General features: G+C 58.0%; 10 protein-coding genes and 5 pseudogenes. 9 read left to right on the plus strand and 6 right to left on the minus strand.

Features of this window, described 5'->3' with window-relative positions; translation table 11 throughout:
- Positions 1–128 precede the first annotated feature (128 nt).
- The 6 genes and pseudogenes from A3C3_RS0135875 (at position 129) to A3C3_RS45825 (ending at position 4895) form a co-directional block, all read left to right on the plus strand.
- Positions 129–1121, plus strand: coding sequence for an IS481 family transposase (locus A3C3_RS0135875; protein WP_022719305.1), 993 nt, complete (start codon positions 129–131; stop codon positions 1119–1121).
- Between the two features lies 1 nt (position 1122).
- Positions 1123–1556 (plus strand): annotated as a pseudogene (locus A3C3_RS44710) (transposase); the annotation flags it as partial.
- Between the two features lie 851 nt (positions 1557–2407).
- Positions 2408–3415: a D-alanine--D-alanine ligase family protein gene (locus tag A3C3_RS0135885; protein WP_022719307.1), complete on the plus strand. Its 1008-nt coding sequence runs from the start codon at positions 2408–2410 to the stop codon at positions 3413–3415.
- 328 nt (positions 3416–3743) lie between these two features.
- Positions 3744–3965 carry a transposase gene (locus tag A3C3_RS48345; protein ID WP_051154572.1) on the plus strand — a complete coding sequence of 74 codons (222 nt, stop codon included), beginning with the start codon at positions 3744–3746 and terminating at the stop codon, positions 3963–3965.
- Between the two features lie 430 nt (positions 3966–4395).
- Positions 4396–4719: an SIS domain-containing protein gene (locus A3C3_RS45820; protein WP_233450502.1), complete on the plus strand. Its 324-nt coding sequence runs from the start codon at positions 4396–4398 to the stop codon at positions 4717–4719.
- On the plus strand, positions 4686–4895 hold the full coding sequence (locus A3C3_RS45825; RefSeq protein WP_145611490.1) for a hypothetical protein: 210 nt from the start codon (positions 4686–4688) through the stop codon (positions 4893–4895). The genes A3C3_RS45820 and A3C3_RS45825 overlap by 34 nt, the downstream gene beginning before the upstream one ends.
- Positions 4896–5322: 427 nt before the next feature.
- Here A3C3_RS45825 and panD read toward each other — a convergent pair whose 3' ends face one another.
- The 3 genes and pseudogenes from panD to A3C3_RS0135910 form a co-directional block, all read right to left on the minus strand.
- Positions 5323–5751, minus strand: coding sequence for an aspartate 1-decarboxylase (panD, locus tag A3C3_RS0135895; RefSeq protein ID WP_022719309.1), 429 nt, complete (start codon positions 5749–5751; stop codon positions 5323–5325).
- Between the two features lie 535 nt (positions 5752–6286).
- Positions 6287–6578: pseudogene (locus A3C3_RS44720) on the minus strand (transposase); the annotation flags it as partial.
- Between the two features lie 188 nt (positions 6579–6766).
- The gene (locus A3C3_RS0135910) at positions 6767–8095 is read right to left on the minus strand and encodes an MFS transporter (RefSeq protein ID WP_245278823.1); all 1329 of its coding nucleotides are present in this window, start codon (positions 8093–8095) and stop codon (positions 6767–6769) included.
- A 1107-nt stretch (positions 8096–9202) separates the two neighbouring features.
- Here A3C3_RS0135910 and A3C3_RS0135920 point away from each other — a divergent pair.
- The 3 genes and pseudogenes from A3C3_RS0135920 to argF all read left to right on the plus strand — a co-directional run bounded on the left by A3C3_RS0135920 (position 9203) and on the right by argF (position 13846).
- Positions 9203–10219, plus strand: coding sequence for a D-alanine--D-alanine ligase family protein (locus tag A3C3_RS0135920; protein ID WP_022719313.1), 1017 nt, complete (start codon positions 9203–9205; stop codon positions 10217–10219).
- 60 nt (positions 10220–10279) lie between these two features.
- A pseudogene (locus tag A3C3_RS40645) lies at positions 10280–11164 on the plus strand (IS110 family RNA-guided transposase); the annotation flags it as partial.
- Positions 11165–12931: 1767 nt separating this feature from the next.
- Positions 12932–13846 carry an ornithine carbamoyltransferase gene (gene argF, locus A3C3_RS0135930; protein WP_022719315.1) on the plus strand — a complete coding sequence of 305 codons (915 nt, stop codon included), beginning with the start codon at positions 12932–12934 and terminating at the stop codon, positions 13844–13846.
- A gap of 333 nt (positions 13847–14179) precedes the next feature.
- Here the strand turns inward: argF and A3C3_RS42295 are convergent.
- The 3 genes and pseudogenes from A3C3_RS42295 to A3C3_RS42300 form a co-directional block, all read right to left on the minus strand.
- Positions 14180–15120, minus strand: a pseudogene (locus A3C3_RS42295) (IS701 family transposase).
- On the minus strand, positions 15113–15397 hold the full coding sequence (locus A3C3_RS48880; protein ID WP_376774952.1) for a transposase: 285 nt from the start codon (positions 15395–15397) through the stop codon (positions 15113–15115). Before A3C3_RS48880 ends, A3C3_RS42295 begins: the two are co-directional and overlap by 8 nt.
- Positions 15398–15710: 313 nt before the next feature.
- Positions 15711–16493 (minus strand): annotated as a pseudogene (locus A3C3_RS42300) (IS110 family RNA-guided transposase); the annotation flags it as partial.

The following is a 16493-nucleotide window of genomic DNA, read 5'->3' on the forward strand; positions in this document are numbered from 1 at the left end:
CAAGCGATCCTCGACATCTTCGCACGGCCACCGCCGCTACGATGCCCCCACTGTGAGATGCTCCTCACAGAACGCCCCAAGCCAAAGGTGCCAAAGTAGTGCTTGTCTTCCGAATCAAAGGATGCGCTATGGGCCAGGTTCTTCATGGAAGCGCCACGACGACAGAGGCAGTCCGTCGAGCGATACAACATAGTCAAGAGAGCCTGAGGGCGCTCTCGAAGCGCTACGGGATCAATCAGAAGACCGTCGCCAAGTGGCGGAAGCGGACCTCAGTCGCAGACCTGCCGACCGGCCCGAAGGAACCGAGATCGACGGTCCTCTCTGTCGAGGAAGAAGCAGTTATTGTCGCCTTCCGGCGCTACACGCTGCTAGCGCTCGATGACTGCCTCTATGCGCTGCAGCCGACAATCCCGCATCTTACGCGGTCGTCGCTGCACCGCTGTCTGCAGCGCCACGACATCGGCCGCCTGCCGGATGTCGACGGCGACAGGCCGGCAAAGAAGAAGTTCAAGAGCTACCCGATCGGCTACTTCCACATCGACATTGCCGAGGTGCGCACCGAACAGGGCAAGCTGCACATGTTCGTTGCCATCGACCGCACTTCGAAGTTTGCCTTCGTCGAACTGCATGAGAAGGCCACCACCGCCGTCTCGCGCGAGTTCCTACTGCGCTTAATCGCAGCCGTTCCCTACAAGATCCACACTGTGCTCACCGACAACGGGATCCAATTCACTACGCCCGGCGCCGGAGGATCCGCTGTGCCGCTGATCAAAGAAGCGATCGCCAATGGCGAACGTTTCCGGGCTCATGCCTTCGAATATACCTGCGCCACCAGCGATATCGAGCACCGCACCACCAAGGCAAAGCATCCGTGGACCAACGGTCAGGTTGAGAGAATGAACCGGACCATCAAGGATGCCACCGTGAGGCGCTTCTACTATGAAAGCCACGATCAACTGCGCCAGCACCTCGCCGACTTCGTCGCCGCCTACAACTTCGGCCGCAGACTCAAGACCCTCAAGGGCCTCACACCCTACGAGTTCATTTGCAAGGCATGGGCTTCACAGCCCGAACGCTTCACCCTCGATCCGCTCCACCAAATCCCGAGACTAAACAACTAGGTTGGGGAAGCAGCTCCTCGCCGAAGCACGTAGAAACCAGCAATGTCAGTTGCTGATGTCGATCCCCGGCGTTGGTGCGATCACAGCTACTGCTTACCTAACTGCCGTCGAGGATCCCGCGAACTTCAAGCGATCGCGCTCGGTAGGCGCATGGCTGGGGTTGACACGCGGCGCTATCAATCAGGCGAATTAGACTATGACGGCCATATCTCCCGACGCGGAGACACACATGTGCGTTCGCTTCTCTATGAAGCCGCGGTGGTGATCCTGACCCGCAGCCGGTCCGACTGCGACTTGCGCAATTGGGGTATAAAACTACGCGAAAAGATCGGCTTCAAACGTGCCGCTGTCGCTGTCGCTCGCAAGCTCGCTGTCATCATGCATGCGATGCTTCGCTCCGGTGAACTCTTCAACAGGGCGACAACCACCACCTAACTCTCGATCTCTGCAGCGCCCATGGCGCGAAGAGGCGGTCCCTGCCGGGACCGAGGCTGGTCCATTCCGTTAAGACCGTTGCACCACGGGTTTGCTCGGAGCGTGCGAGACATACATACATTGGGAGGACCGTCCCGCGAAGCACCATAATGCGGCGACCTATGTCGACCGGTAGACGACCATGCTCCCGGCAAACAACCTCCCGCACCCAAAAGGCGCTTGCAAATCTCGCTATTAGACGACGGTCTTACGACTGCTCACCGTGCAGGGCGTTCTTCTCGAAGTAAATGTGGGCGCAGCCACTCATTTCAACGGCATTCTTCGAGAAAGCTCGTCACCGTTCCATGTTTTTCAGATTTATCCATGCCCGGTTGACGACATCTGTGTTCAGAACCAGACGACCCAGACACTAGCGTCACGCTGGCAACGGCGGAAACCCCTGACATTGCGCTCCTGCTCGCAAACACGTTTTGGCATGCCAATTGCATGTGAGCTGCCATGATGCCCGTTCCATAGGCGTCGCGCTGTCTTCAGCCAAGGAGTCCACATGATACTCGCTCAAACGACAAAGCCAGCCCGACAGACCCTTCGACTGGCGCGTGAAGCGGTGCTACGCACCACCTTCGGCAAGGCGGACGGTGAGCCGTTCCTGCAGCTTGGCATACCGGCAGCTAAGTTGGCTGTGTGGTGCCCAAGGTGCTGAGGACGCTGCTCGTCCGTGCTGCAAGGCTGGACCCTAATACTAACGCGCTTGTCGCGTAAGTGCCAACTGGTGATCGGGGTGACGAGACCCAAATACGAGCAAATGAACGTGAACGTGCCATCGGGCAGATTTTTAAAAGGAGTAGCTCATGCGGGTAGCCATAGCGTGGAACCATGAAGATGCGGGCGTGATCAACAGGTTCGGTCGGTCTTGTGCGCTGGACGACGACCACGGGACAATTCAAAGGGTGGTGGCGGCACTGCAAGAGGGCGGCCACGAAGTGCTGCTGTGTGAGGGCGACAAAGGACTGCTCCCCACGCTCGAGCAGTTCATGCCACCCGATCCGCAAGCCCGCCCCTCCGGAATGGTCTTCAACATGGCCTACGGAATTCAGGGCGAATACCCTTACACCCACGTTCCGGCCATGCTCGAGATGGCCGGTGTCCCATATACCGGATCAAGCCCGCTCGGGCATGGGCTGGCGCATGACAAGGTTATCACCAAGCGGCTCATCCGCGATCGCGGCCTGCCGACGCCGAACTTTCGCGTGATGCGTCGCGGCACCGAAAGCACCGGCGACCTGCGATTCCCGGTGGTCGTGAAGCCGCGTAAAGAATCCACCAGCCGCGGATTGCAGCTCGTACATGAGCCCGCTCGATTGAGGCAGGCCGTGAAAGTGATCGTCACGCAGTATTCGCAGGATGCGCTCGTGGAAGAATACATCGAGGGGCGGGAAATCTCCGTTGCGCTGCTTGGAAACGACGAGCTCGAGCTGTTGCCTTTGGTGGAGCAGGAGTTCGGGGACCGAGAAACGCGCCTTGTGACTTGGGAAGACAAGATGCACATGGCGGTCGCGGCGCCACAGAAGATTTGCCCGGCGCAAATCGGGAGCAGACTTGCGACTATGCTGCGGGATATGTCGGTTGCGACCTTCCGTGCCTGCCAGTGTCGGGACTTTGGCCGGGTCGACTTCCGAATCGATCGCACCGGCCAGCCCTTTGTCCTGGAGGCCAACTCAATGCCCTCATTCGATATGCGCGACTCTTATATGCTCGCCGCGACGACCGCCGGACACAGCTTCTCGAGCTTGGTCAATCACATCCTCAATGTCGCCCACACGCGCTATTTTGGAGACGGCATCCCCTACATCCCCTAGGCCGAACACGTCGAATTGCAGGCTCCGGAAAGTCGCTGTCACGCATTCCAGTGGATCGCGGACAGCGATATCACTACAGGACTCCAGCCGGGATCTACCGGAACAAGTGTTCATTCGAATAAACCGCTCTTCGACGGAGGCTTCGGCCCCATTTTGAAGTATGTCGAGACGCAACCCCTGCATGCTGCCTTGGAAAAGGCTGCGCCGAAATGGCCGGCGTCGGCATCACGGACGCAATAGTCATCGCCCTGCGCGAGGCCATCGAGCGTCGCACTCGCCTGGAGTCCTCATTGCAGACCGCCCGCACGTCTACCGGAAAACCACGGGGTTGATCGAGTCGTGCCTTGAACCGGGTGTTTCGGTTGCGGGGCTGGCGCTGGAGCATGGCGTCAACGCTAATCAGTTGCGCAACTGGGTCGCGCGGCGCCGCCGGGGGCAGGAGCAAGAGAGGTCCGCCCACCTGCGCGCCGCCGGCCTTATTCCGGTGGTCAAGGCGGCCTCGATTGCGAGGGCGTCTTCTGTCGCCGCTCGGCCGACCCGCGGTACTTGAATAACGACCGGATCGCCGACAGGCGCGTGTTGCAACTCCGGCCGCCATTTTGAGCATCTTTGCCTTAGAAGATCGGCACAGATGGAATCACGTTCCGTCAGAGATCAAGTTAGCGGTCACGGATGGGAGGCTGGCGCCTCGCGCGCTCTTCGGAACTCACGAAGCCCGAAAGACACCTTTTGCAGAATTCTCTCGGCCAAAGTCTGAGCTTGCGACAATTTATGTTCGGAACCTGACATACTGGACGCAAAGGTATTGGCCTCCGCTCGAGTTTTCCCGTAGCCTCTCTGATGCACTATGTCGGATCATTGCTTGGCTTCCCCACGGTATTGATCGACGAATTGGCGGCACGTCCAATGACGCGCTTAGGTCCTGTCGGCCCAGAAGACGCTTTACTGGCGATTACGGTCAGGCCCTAACTCGCTTTACGGTGCAGGCCGCCGAGTTCACCGTTTCTCGCGGTGCGAAACTAATCGCATTGACCGACAGCGAACTGTCTCCCATCGCTAACCTTTCCAAGATTGCAATCAGCGTTCAGACCGAAACACCTGCGTTCTTTCACACCATGGCTCCGGCATTCGCGGCAGTGGAATGTCTCGTGGAACTGATCGCGGTCAGACGAAGAGCCGCGCGCTTCAAGCTTTGGCGGCGAGCGAAACACATCTTGCAGAATTCGACACATATGTCCTGCAGAAAACGCGCAAGGGTAAGAGGTGATCAATGGCGCCAGTGCTGTTTCTCAAAGTTCGCTTAGCTCATGTGTACATCGCCGCAAATCGGACGCTGCTGCCCGCTGGCTTTCCGCGGCTCGCCCACGACGAGGAAGAACCGTCCTCGCTCAGCACATTTGCAACACAAGGGCTTTCACCGTGGTCAGCTTCTCTTGTGTCGAACGGCGTGGCGAATGGCGAGCATTGCCACGTCGCATGAAATGGTGGCTCGCGTCCAGCGACCACACTATCGGATATGATCTTGTCCTCGCAGCGGGAACGCTCGCGGACATGTAGTCGGGCCAACCGCTGATGTTATGCGTATCCGCCGTCCTGCATTTCTCGCTATACCGGGGCGGTTACACCCTCGATGCTGATCTAAGGGGTCTCCAGATACCCGCCAATGACGTGACGCCCTAAAAAGACCGCAGATGCCGACCATCAGGATCTGATCCGCTGGTCTATATAGGACGTCCGGCGCATCGCTACCAGGCTTGCCCAGCGCCGCATTAAACCCCGCATGGCATGGTCATGCTGGAGACGCCATCAGGCGACCGCCGACGAGCTCATCTGAAATATGAATGCAACTGTGATGCTAGGCTGATTTCGGTGAGCTTTCAGCGATTGAAGCCGACTTGTTTACTTCTTTAGAGGTTGTCACCAGGAGAGCCCTCGCGAACCGCGAATGTCATTCTTCCATCATCTTTGACTCCAGCATCGTAAAACATGCGGTCGCGGACAGAATTGTCCCGATTGAACGTCAGCACTCGCGTTTTGATTTCTGCGATCCGGTGTGTCTCAATGTATGCTGAGGAGCAAACGATTAATTCATCTCCAATCTGGCATGTGCGAGCAGCAGCTCCGTTCAGCACACAGCAACGAGAACCCTTCTCACCATAAATGACATACGTGCTAAGTCGCGCCCCTGAAGCCTTATTCCAGATGTCGACGTACTCCAGCGGGAGAATACCCGCCTCATCGCAGTGATCTGGATCCAAAGTTATTGAGCCGTGGTAGTTTAGATCGGCATCTGTTACGGTGATGCCATGAAGCTTGGCGGCGACGACTTTTCTCATCTAGAGGCTCCTTTTTCGCGGTTGGGGATTTCCACGCCGGCGAGGGACCGCAGCGGCTTTAGTCGCACGGACGGGATTGATCGATGTGCAGCTTTCAGAATAGATCGGTAATCGTGACAGAGATCGCGGCCACCGTACGCCAGCAGGTGGAGACTGAGGCGCATGTTGCCCCGCAATGAGGCGAAAGGTATGCCCGGCCTCGCCGATGGCAGCGTTCCTGCAGAATTTAATCTGAAGCAGACCTGACATGTTGCTTGCCTCGTTCCACCGTGCGATGTTGCCCGCGACATGAACGCCTTTCGGCAGTTCACGCCACTTCGTAGTGGTTTGAACGCAAACCTCATGCCAATTTCGCTGATCCAAACGAAGAATGGAATTCTGTATTGGCTTTTCAACTGTGTAGGCTGAAGTCGGACAAGAGATTGCTCAACATGGCCGTGTCGCGCGCGCGACAAACCGACTATGTCGGTAATGGGCCTACCCATTCGGCCCCTGTTTCGACTTCTTCATTCTAGAAGCCTGGCTCGAAAAGACCTCAGCGATATCCGTATCTTGCGAGCCGCCGTGTGAGGATGTGGATGTGGGCGATAGTAATCCATGCCTCAGCGGATGCGATCGTTTTCTTCCAATCCTTGGCCAGTCTATGGCAGCGACCGAGCGTTCCGCTCCACCACCCACCGGCGCGGCAGGATGGTGAAGCCCTCGATCTTGTCGGAACGCTTGACTATTTCCATCGTCCATCGGCCGATCTTCTCCGGTCTCCCTTTCAACTTGTCGCCCGCATAGCCGCCATCGGCGAATACATGCCGAAGTCAGGGCCAGCGGTGATGGCGCTTGCGCCATTTGATCAATGCTCTTGGAGATGGAGCCGGACGAAAACGTATGAGGCTCAGCCAATCACGAAGCCGGTTATACCTCAGCAGTTATGACCATCAATGCCGATCACGCCGCCTGTTGCAATCGGCCTCTCGATATCGCGACCGCTACCTTCCGGCTACCGCGGCTGAAGAGCGACTTACAGCAACGGAACTTCCGGCCGGCGGTCTGTATCGGGAGGGATAGAGGCGGTTGCTATGGCTGCCACGACAGAGGCGCTTCCAGCCAAAACGAATGTGGCCAACAAGGATTGCGTGACTGCTGTACCCGCAATAGCTGAGCCCAGCGGGAAACCTGCGATGTTCAGGCTTATCGAAATGGACATTACGCGGCCAAGCTGTTGCGGATCGGTGCGTCGTTGACGCAACGTCAGCAGCGAGACAGTGATTGGACCCGACATTACACCGGCGAGCATCAGGCCGATTGCCAGACCGCAGAATCCGAACTCCGCTGCAAGCGGCCATGCTGCAAATGCTGTAATGAGCATTCCGGCGGCCATGACACGTCTCTCGCGTCCAGTCGTGCGCACATGCCCAGCGAAGAGGGCACCCACACCTCCGGCAACACCCGTCGCAGCCCACAAAATCCCAGTTACTAAACTGTCCGTTGCGGTCGCGTAATGATTGGCCACGAAAACCGGAACCGCCACGTAGAAGACGCCCCATGTGACCGTATACAGCGAGTAGGAGACAGCGAGGCCGCGGAGCGTCGGCTGCCGCGATACCAGCTGAATGCCTTCCATCGTTTGGCGCAGGAAAGATGTCTGTGTGGAAGCCAACCCCGGCAAGCGTTGCACGCGAGACAAGCAGATTGCTGCACCTGCATAGCCTGCGGCGATCATGGCCATCGCAGCTTCCGGCCCAAGCCAGGTTACGACCACGCCCGCCATCGCCGGCCCAACGACATCGACGATGGCATAGATCGCGATGTCAAGCGCATTGGCCTGATCAAGCGTGTTTGGGGGCACCAGGCGCGGCAACAGAGTACGGGTCCCCGCGGCGCCCAAAGGGCCGGACAGCGAGAACAGCATCACCAAGATGAACAGGATCGGCGGACTGGACCAACCTTCCCAACCAGCGAAACTGATCGCCGCGATGAAAACAGCGCTGGCGATCATGTCGATTCTGACCGCAATTGTCGGTCCTACGCGGTCAAGCAAAACGCCCGCAACAGGGCTGACAACCAGGCCGGGAACGATCGCTGCGAATGTAAGCCACCCTGCCAGGGCCGGAGACGAAAACTGCGCGAGCACGAACAGGACCAATGTGAGTACGAACATGCGTCCGGCCAAACGGGATAGGGTCGCAGCAAGTATCAGAGGGAATAGGCCAGGAATCTTCAAAAGACCACGGTATGAGTGTTGCCGTTCCATTGTAACCTGTGCTTGTTGCGCATGAAAGAGCAAGGTGTTGAAAGTGGGCTGCTTTGAATGATGGCCCTGGTTTAAAAGTGATACATGGCCGGTCACCAGTGCATCAGGATGGCCACGTCTGGCGTGTGCGGCAGATGCCGGACTGGCCCGCTTTCAGATGCGATCCCTCAACCTGGGGTCGAACTGGAGTTCTGGCGGAGGCTCGGCACTTTTAAACGGAAATGTCGGCCGCGTGTACCTACTTAGGAAGGCAGTATCAAACAGACAGCATTATAATACGCTGACCCTGCGAAGCAGTAGCAGCGCGAATGCACTTCATGGCTGGCGCGCGCGAGATGGGTCGTCGTACTGCCCGGCCTGCGGCGGCGAAAGCTACCGTGTGCACAGCCGTTACGCGCGTTGGCTTTCGGACCATGGGCATGGACGCGCCGTCGAAGTCTGGCTTTAAGCACGGCGGTTTCGCTATGGCAGCGGGCAATGTCCGCAGCAGACCCTCGCCGAGGCTTCCCGACTTTGTCCAGCCGCCGCACGACGAGGCTCGGCGAAAGCCAGTTGGCGATTGGCTTTGCCGTCGAGGCGGATCCCGTTTCCGGCTTCGCACAAGCTCGCCATGCCGGTCAGCGGCGATACACGCTGTTTGCGCATGATCCGGGCCGCCGAGTTCGAGCCCACGAAAGCCCCGCGCCTGGTCGGCATTCATGACTCTTTGGCGCAAAAGGCAGCGCTATGGCACGATCATCTGCGATCTGGAGCGTGGTATCGCATTCTCGAACTTTTGCCCGACCGCAATGCCGACACGGTTGCATCGCTCCTGCTCGCAAACACGTTTTGGCATGCCAATTGCATGTGCGCTGCCATGATGCCCGTTCCATAGGCGTCGCGCTGTCTTCAGCCAAGGAGTTCACATGATACTCGCTCAAACGACAAAGCCAGCCCGACAGACCCTTCGACTGGCGCGTGAAGCGGTGCTACGCACCACCTTCGGCAAGGCGGACGGTGAGCCGTTCCTGCAGCTTGGCATANCGGCAGCTAAGTTGGCTGTGTGGTGCCCAAGGTGCTGAGGACGCTGCTCGTCCGTGCTGCAAGGCTGGACCCTAATACTAACGCGCTTGTCGCGTAAGTGCCAACTGGTGATCGGGGTGCCGAGACCCAAATACGAGCAAAATGAACGTGCCATCGGGCAGATTTTAAAAGGAGTAGCTCATGCGAGTAGCCGTTGTTAGGAACAAAGATGTTACGGGCGTGATCAACCGGTTCGGTCAGCCTTGTCCGCAGCCGCCGGAGCCTTGGCCAAAGGAACCCAGCGAGGGTGTGGTGGCGGCGCTACAAGAGAACGGCCACGAAGTGCTGCTGTGTGAGGGCGATAAAGGACTGCTCGCTAGGCTGGAGCGGTTCATGCCGCCCGATTTGCAAGCCCGCCCTTCGGGATTCGTCTTCAACTTGGCGTGCGGAATTCAGGGCGAGAGTCGTAGCACCCACGTTCCGGCCATGCTCGAGATGGCAGGCGTGCCCTACACCGGCTCCGGCCCGCTTGGGCAGGGACTGACACTCGAAAAGGTAATCACCAAGAGGCTCATCCGTGGCCTCGGCATGCCGACGCCGAACTTTCGCGTGATGCGTCGCGGCACCGAAAATATCGGCGACTTGCGATTTCCGGTGGTCGTGAAGCCGCCTTGCGAAGATGATAGCCTCGGATTGCAACTAGTACGTGAACCCGCTGAGCTGAAGCGGGCGGTCGAAGTGATTGTCGAGCAGTATGCGCAGGACGCACTGGTTGAAGAATACATTGAGGGGCGGGAAATCAGCGTTCCGCTGCTTGGAAACGAAGAACTCGAGGTGCTGCCTCTTGTGGAGCAGGACTTCGGCGACCGCGCAACCCGTCTTATGACCTGGGAGGCAAAGTACGCGGCGCCTGCGGGGCCGCCGAGGGTTTGCCCGGCACAGATCGAGAGCAGGCTTGCGACAGTCCTGCGGGATATTTCGATTGCGACATTCCGCGCTTGCCAGTGCCGGGATTATGCCCGTGTCGACTTCCGGATCGATCGATCAGGACAGCCCTTCGTCCTGGAGGTCAACGCCGGGCCGGGGCTCACAACGACCTCGTCCTATATCGTGGCTGCCAAGGCCGCCGGACATAGCTTATGCAGCGTGATCAATCGCATCCTAGATGTCGCCCACACGCGATATTTCGGAACCGCTATCCACCAACGCCGAACGTGACGTGCGCCTTTGCGAAACGCCGCTGGGTTGAGTCACTCTGCCAGCGGCATCGCTTCGGGCGCGCTTGAAGCCTGCGGTGGCTCGCATCATTGGGCGAGGTTATTGAGCTCATTCGGCCATGAGGTGAAGTCGATCGCGCCTCAACTAGCAAAGCCTTATGTCAAACGCGGCAAGAACGACGCGGCGGATGCGGAAGCTTTGTGTGAAGCGATGAGCCGACCAACTATGCGGTTTGTGCCGGTGAAGACCGCCGACCAGCAGGCAGCATTGACGCTGGTCGGTATGCGAGAGAGGCTCATCCGCAACCGGACACAGCTCGCCAATGTCATCCGTGGTTTTGCTATGGAGTTCGGCGTCGTCGCGGCGAAGGGTATGTGCCGGATCGAATTGCTATTGGAACGCATAGCGGCTGATCACTCACTGCCAGAATTGGCTCGCGAGCTCTTTGCCATGCATGGTGTTGAATATCGGCAATTGCTTGCCGAAACCAAAGCAATCGACGCAAAATTGATTGCGCTGCATCGCTCCGAGGAATGCAGCAGGCGCCTGGCTGAAATCCCCGGTGTCGGTCCAGTGGGCGCATCGCTCTTGATGATGAAGACCCCAGATCCACGGATGTTTAAGTCCGGGCGAGATTTTGCCGCCTGGATCGGCCTGACGCCCAAAGACCACTCGACTGCCGGCAAGGTCAGGCTTGGGGTGATCACCCGCGCCGGCGATGAAATGCTGAGAAGCGCCCTAGTGGTTGGTGCAACCGCTCTCCTTCAGCACGTCAGAACAGGCCGAAGCAGACATGCTTCCCGATGGCTCACGGAACTGCTGCAACGGAAGAAACCGAAGCTGGTTGCGGTGGCGCTGGCCAACAAGATCGCCCGTGTCGCTTGGAAGCTAATGGTGAGCGGTGAGACATATCGGCGAACAGAAGGGCAAACGCAGGCAATATAGGAGATTGGCCATCATGGTGAGCGCGATGAAATCACTACCGTGTTGAGCTGATGCTGTGAACTTGTAAGAGAAGAGCAGATGGTGTGATCGATCGATCCAAAACTCGTGACACTCCGTTAGTTCCAGTGGCCCTTGAAGGTCGTTGCCTTGTTAGAAACACGCGTTGCGGAAACCATCTTGGCCAGTGGTCATGTGCGACCACAAAGAAAGGCCGCACATATGGAAGCAAAGCGATCCGATCAAAAAATATCTGCAAAAAACACTTGCAAGCAGGAGCCGTCCACATATGGAACTTCAGGTCACACGCCGTCAGCTAACCGCGTACGAAGAATTTCGCTTTTCACGGGAATAAACTGTTTGCGGATTGGGTCTTGGAGGAAGTTTGACCAGTCGATTAAGTTCAGCACATAAGGCGTTATCCGCATCGCCATCGGCGCGCGCGAGGCCGAGCTCAACGTCTCGCATCAGGTTGCCGTCCGGCGGTGAATCCCATCCATTCGCGCAACTGGTCAACGCGAGTAACAGCATGACGCTCTTGCCATACAACGTCAGCGAATTCGTGTCCAATCGTCTCATGCGTAATAGGGCTCATCGGAACTTCCCTTGGGCTAACAGGAGGAAAGATGCTGACCTGGTGGACGGCACTGGTGTCGATCGGTAGCTTTTCGCGAGGAAATTTTTTTGAGGGCGGCAACAGCGATCATGGGATGGCTCCCCCCAAGTGGGTGACGCGTTTGGGGATAGCGATGCATGAACCATGCCAAGGAGACAATCTTGTTAAAACAATATCATAGCGATGACATTGCTATTCGCATGTCCGACTCGTTCAGACATGCGACATCGACCAATGTCTTCAACAATTTCGGGGGTTCCGCGTCGCTGCGGCGGAAACTTTTTCGCCACTGCGGGGAAACGCAGCCGACATCTACTCGGTTCTATCGCGACTGTAGACGAGGGTAACGGACCACTAGCGAGAAAGTCGTCGCGGCGTTAGACCACTCTGTCGGAACCAACGAAGCTCGCGATATCGCCGCTGTCGACCCGATTGACTCATGTCAGTTGCGATTCAGATCTGATTTCAAAAGCTCCGCACGGCAGCGGAATGCTTTGATTGATTGCAGTGCCCGCTCGACGTATCCCGAAAAATTCATGGCGGGTTCACCGTACCGCGGCGGAGACGCTCCATGGGCCGCGATCATAGCTGCGCCGTGGGGCGCGCACTTTGCCGTCAGCTTCAAAGGCATGTTGAAGCGATACAGGAAAGGGTTGCATACGCGAGATGTCGTGTATGCGCGAAACGCGCTCTCCGATTCTGCGGCAGACTTCTTAAATCGTTCTCAGCGGTTGTCTGTATGAAGTGAGTAGCAGGCGACCGGATACAGTGAACACTCGCGTAGAAAAGTTGACGATGTCCCCTGTCAAAGGGGCAATTGAACGTAGGCCCGTTGCGATGTTGACCAGGTCTCATGTACAGCAATTCGATAGTCGGAAACGCGCTTCTCGCTGCCGCGCGAGCCCCACCAAGATTGATAGTTGAGCTGCCGAGAACATCACTTTAGGACTCTCCATGTTCTGCCCGCTGGAGGATTCGGGCTGGACAACCAGTTCGAGACAAAGCTGGCGGACTGACGGGGCCGGGTGTGGGGACCACGATATACAAGAAGAGTCTCAACTTTATGGACATGCGGCCATGTATGAGGCTCTCTCAGGTGGCTTTCATAACCCAGGCCAGCATCTCTAGGGCATTTGAAGAAATGACAGGTTGACATGGCACTCAAGCATTTCCTCGATCTTTCGACCGTTTCCGTAGATGACCTGGACGGCATCATGGATGATGCGATGTCCCGCAAGGCCGCAACCAAGGCAGGCACGGCAGATAAACCGCTTACTGGCAAGATGCTCGCGATGATCTTCGAGAAACCGTCCACCCGGACCCGCGTTTCCTTCGATGCCGCCATGCGCCAACTGGGTGGCGAGACCCTCTTCCTGTCGGGCACCGAAATGCAGCTCGGCCGAGCAGAGACGATCGCGGATACGGCAAAGGTCCTGTCGCGCTACGTCGACGCAATCATGATCCGGACAACCGATCACGAGCGGCTTCTGGAACTGGCGGAGCATGCTGCTGTGCCAGTCATCAACGGCCTGACTGACGACACCCATCCTTGTCAGATTATGGCGGACATTATGACCTTTGAGGAACATCGCGGTCCGGTCCGCGGCAAGACGTTTGCCTGGACGGGTGATGGCAACAATGTGCTGCATTCCTTTGTCGAGGGTGCGGCCCGGTTTGGCTACTATATGAAAGTGGCCGTCCCGCTAGGGTCGGAACCCAAAGGTAAGTTCCTGCATTGGGCCCGCAACGAAGGTGCCAGCATCGTGCTGTGCCATGATGCTGAAAACGCCGTCGCCGGCGCCGACTGCGTGATAACGGATACGTGGGTGTCCATGAATCAGGAGCATAAGGCGCGCGGACACAACGTGCTCCTGCCCTTCCAGGTGAACAAGCAGCTGATGATGCGGGCCAAAAATAATGCACTTTTCATGCATTGCCTGCCGGCCCATCGCGGCCAGGAAGTGACCGATGAGGTGATTGACGGACCGCAGTCGGTCGTCTTTGACGAGGCTGAGAACCGCCTGCACGCGCAGAAATCCGTACTGGCGTGGTGCCTCGGCGCTATATAATTCGCGCCCGGTCGCTGGTTCATGATCTGAAGAACAAGGGTATTTACAATTTTCTGAAAAAATCATCGGCGCATCCAAAGCTTCAAGACGGGTGAGCAGCGGATCCACTGTCCTGGGTCGATGAACTTCGGCCACTTATAAGGGCTGTCAGATAGCCGGCCAGGCCGCTCATCGTCCATACCGGCGGCAATTGGCGGCGCGCCCTAACGCTACTTTGGCAGAATTGATTTTGGGATCATTTGGAACCGGATGCGGCAGTGTGGACATCGTTGTGGGGGATGGTGGTTTGAGAGCGCGGCTATGACGGCGCGCCGGATGGCTGGCAGTGTCGGTTTAGGCGGGCCGCGTCTCGTCCATTTTTTCCCGCTTTGCCTTTTGTAGGCGCTGATGTTGCAGGAAGGCATAAGCGATCATTGTCATCAATGCGTGTCGGTGGAGGCCTTGCCACGATCGGCCTTCGAAGTGATCGAGACCGAGTTCCTCGTTCATCTGGTGATGCGCCTGCTCGCAGACCCAACGGGCTTTGATGGTCGCCGCCAGCTGCTTTAATGTCGCCTCTGCTGGAAGATTGGACAGGTAGTATTTGCGTTCATCGTTTGAGCGCCACTCGCCAACCAACCAGGCTTCCTCGCCCGGCATATGCTGTTGTCCCTTGTCGAGGATACGCTGCGGACTGCCATCCGCAATTCGAATGCGCAGGGCAGCAAAGCGCGCGGTCAATCGGCCTTTGGTGCCGCGCCGCCAGCTGAGTTTCGCCCACGTCGAGGCCGCCAGCATCGTTTCGGCTGCTGTCGATAGCGTATCGGGGATGGAATGTTTACGGGGCCGTCCATGGCCAGCAACCGGAAAGATCAATGCGACATCGCAGGGATAAACCTTCTGATGCTTGGGAATGCCGACGGCCCAGTGAGACCCCGCGCACTCAAACCCTGGCGAAATGCGGCTGATAGACTATAACCTGCATCCGCGAGCACAGTACCAAACCGAACACCCGCGGCAATCAGCCGATCGATCTCGTCGAGCGCGATCTCGGGTTTGGTGCGGGATGCGTGCGATAGCTCGGGAACGCCCGCTTTTGCCATTCTGTCCTGATCGCTGGTCCAACTCTCGGGCAGGAACAGCCGCAAACCCACCGGGACAGGGACCTCGTCGCGTGCCAGCGTCAGTGACACCAGCGTCTTGCAATTGGCGCGCTTGCCCAGCATCGACGCATATTGCGGCGCGACCCCTACCGAGTGGTCGCCCTTCTTCGGAAGGCTCGTATCGTCAATCACCAGAAATGCATCTGGAGCCCCCGACTATTCTGTCAGCCTGCACGGCCAATTCCGCCTCAAGCGGACCGGCGTCACAAATGCCATCCGAGATGAAATGATGCAGGCGATCGTAGCGATCAGGCGCAAGCCGTTCCGCCATCGGCTCGATACTCTTGCGATCTCCCGGCCCGATGAGGCCCGAAATATAAACCGGGCACATCTGCCGCCGCTTCTTGTGGCCGAGCTTCTCAACGAACGGCTTCAACCATTCCGTCAATGCAACATCCTGCTCTGCCATCCTTCGCACCCCTGTTGGAATGCCAAAGATGGCCGATCATCGTTAACTGAGGATTAATCTGCCAAAGTAGTGCTTCTGTAATGGGCCTTTGTTCGTCAAGTCCCTCCGAATGATTATCTCGTCGCTGAGGCCATGCTTCTGTCCGTGGTCAGCACGAAGACTGCCACACTATGCCATCAGATCAACAAGCCGACAGGTCAATCTAGGAAGCGTGCTTCGCCGAAGCGGTCACAGCACTACACACGACCTTGCCAAGCCTGCGTCCCAGCGACGGGACCTCATCAGATGCAAGCCTGATACTTGCCTGCGTCAATCACGTTGCGTTTGCGCTCCAGCGAAAGTCCGTCGCATCCATCCACATGCGGTGAAGAACGACGCCGAGTTTGCGTGCAAGGGCAACCTTCGCGCGCTTCATCCCGCGACGCCTAGCCACATCGAGCGCCCAGCGCTTTAGACTGGAAAAGCGCGTCGCCCGCGTCAGCATGATGTGCGCGGACTCGAACAATGCGGTTCGCACCATCGCGTCGCCGACCTTGCTGACGCCGCCATCGCGATCGGTTTCGCCGGATTGATATTTCTTCGGCGTGAGCCCGAAGTAGGCACCGACTGTGCTGGACTTTTCGAACCGGGCTGGATCATCGACCGCGGAGCGGTAGGTCAGCGCAACCAAGGCACCGACACCCGGCGCACTCATCAGCCGTTGGCAAACTTTGTCGGCGCGGGCGATCCTGAGCATCTCGCGGTGCAGTTTCGTAAATTCGCTCCACAGCGCTGCTCGCGCCGTCAGCATCGCGTCAATCACCATCGACAATGTGGGGTGCCCTGCAATCAACTCACGAATGCGCACTTCGAAACGCCCTCGGCTGACTTCGCCGACCTTTAATCCATAGCCGCGCAGGATACCCCGGATGCTGAGCTCCACGTCGAGCAGCTTGGATTGCAGAAGCTTGCGGCCAACCAGGAGAGCCCGAGTGTCCTGGGCCGGCGGACGATTTGGCATGGACCGGACGATACCACCCCATGCGGAGCAGTTGCGCGATCCCCCGTGCATCCTTGCGGTCGGTCTTCACCGTCATCGCCGAAAGCGCCGCCTTCA

Source organism: Rhizobium mongolense USDA 1844, from assembly GCF_000419765.1.
In the GTDB taxonomy this organism is placed as follows: Bacteria; Pseudomonadota; Alphaproteobacteria; order Rhizobiales; family Rhizobiaceae; genus Rhizobium; species Rhizobium mongolense.

Coding starts and splice junctions, on each gene's coding strand:
- A3C3_RS0135875 (WP_022719305.1), top strand. CDS start 129: ATGGGCCAGGTTCTTCATGGAAGCGCCACGACGACAGAGGCAGTCCGT.
- A3C3_RS0135885 (WP_022719307.1), top strand. CDS start 2,408: ATGCGGGTAGCCATAGCGTGGAACCATGAAGATGCGGGCGTGATCAAC.
- A3C3_RS45825 (WP_145611490.1), top strand. CDS start 4,686: ATGGCGCCAGTGCTGTTTCTCAAAGTTCGCTTAGCTCATGTGTACATC.
- panD (WP_022719309.1), bottom strand. CDS start 5,751: ATGAGAAAAGTCGTCGCCGCCAAGCTTCATGGCATCACCGTAACAGAT.
- A3C3_RS0135920 (WP_022719313.1), top strand. CDS start 9,203: ATGCGAGTAGCCGTTGTTAGGAACAAAGATGTTACGGGCGTGATCAAC.
- argF (WP_022719315.1), top strand. CDS start 12,932: ATGGCACTCAAGCATTTCCTCGATCTTTCGACCGTTTCCGTAGATGAC.
- A3C3_RS48880 (WP_376774952.1), bottom strand. CDS start 15,397: ATGGCAGAGCAGGATGTTGCATTGACGGAATGGTTGAAGCCGTTCGTT.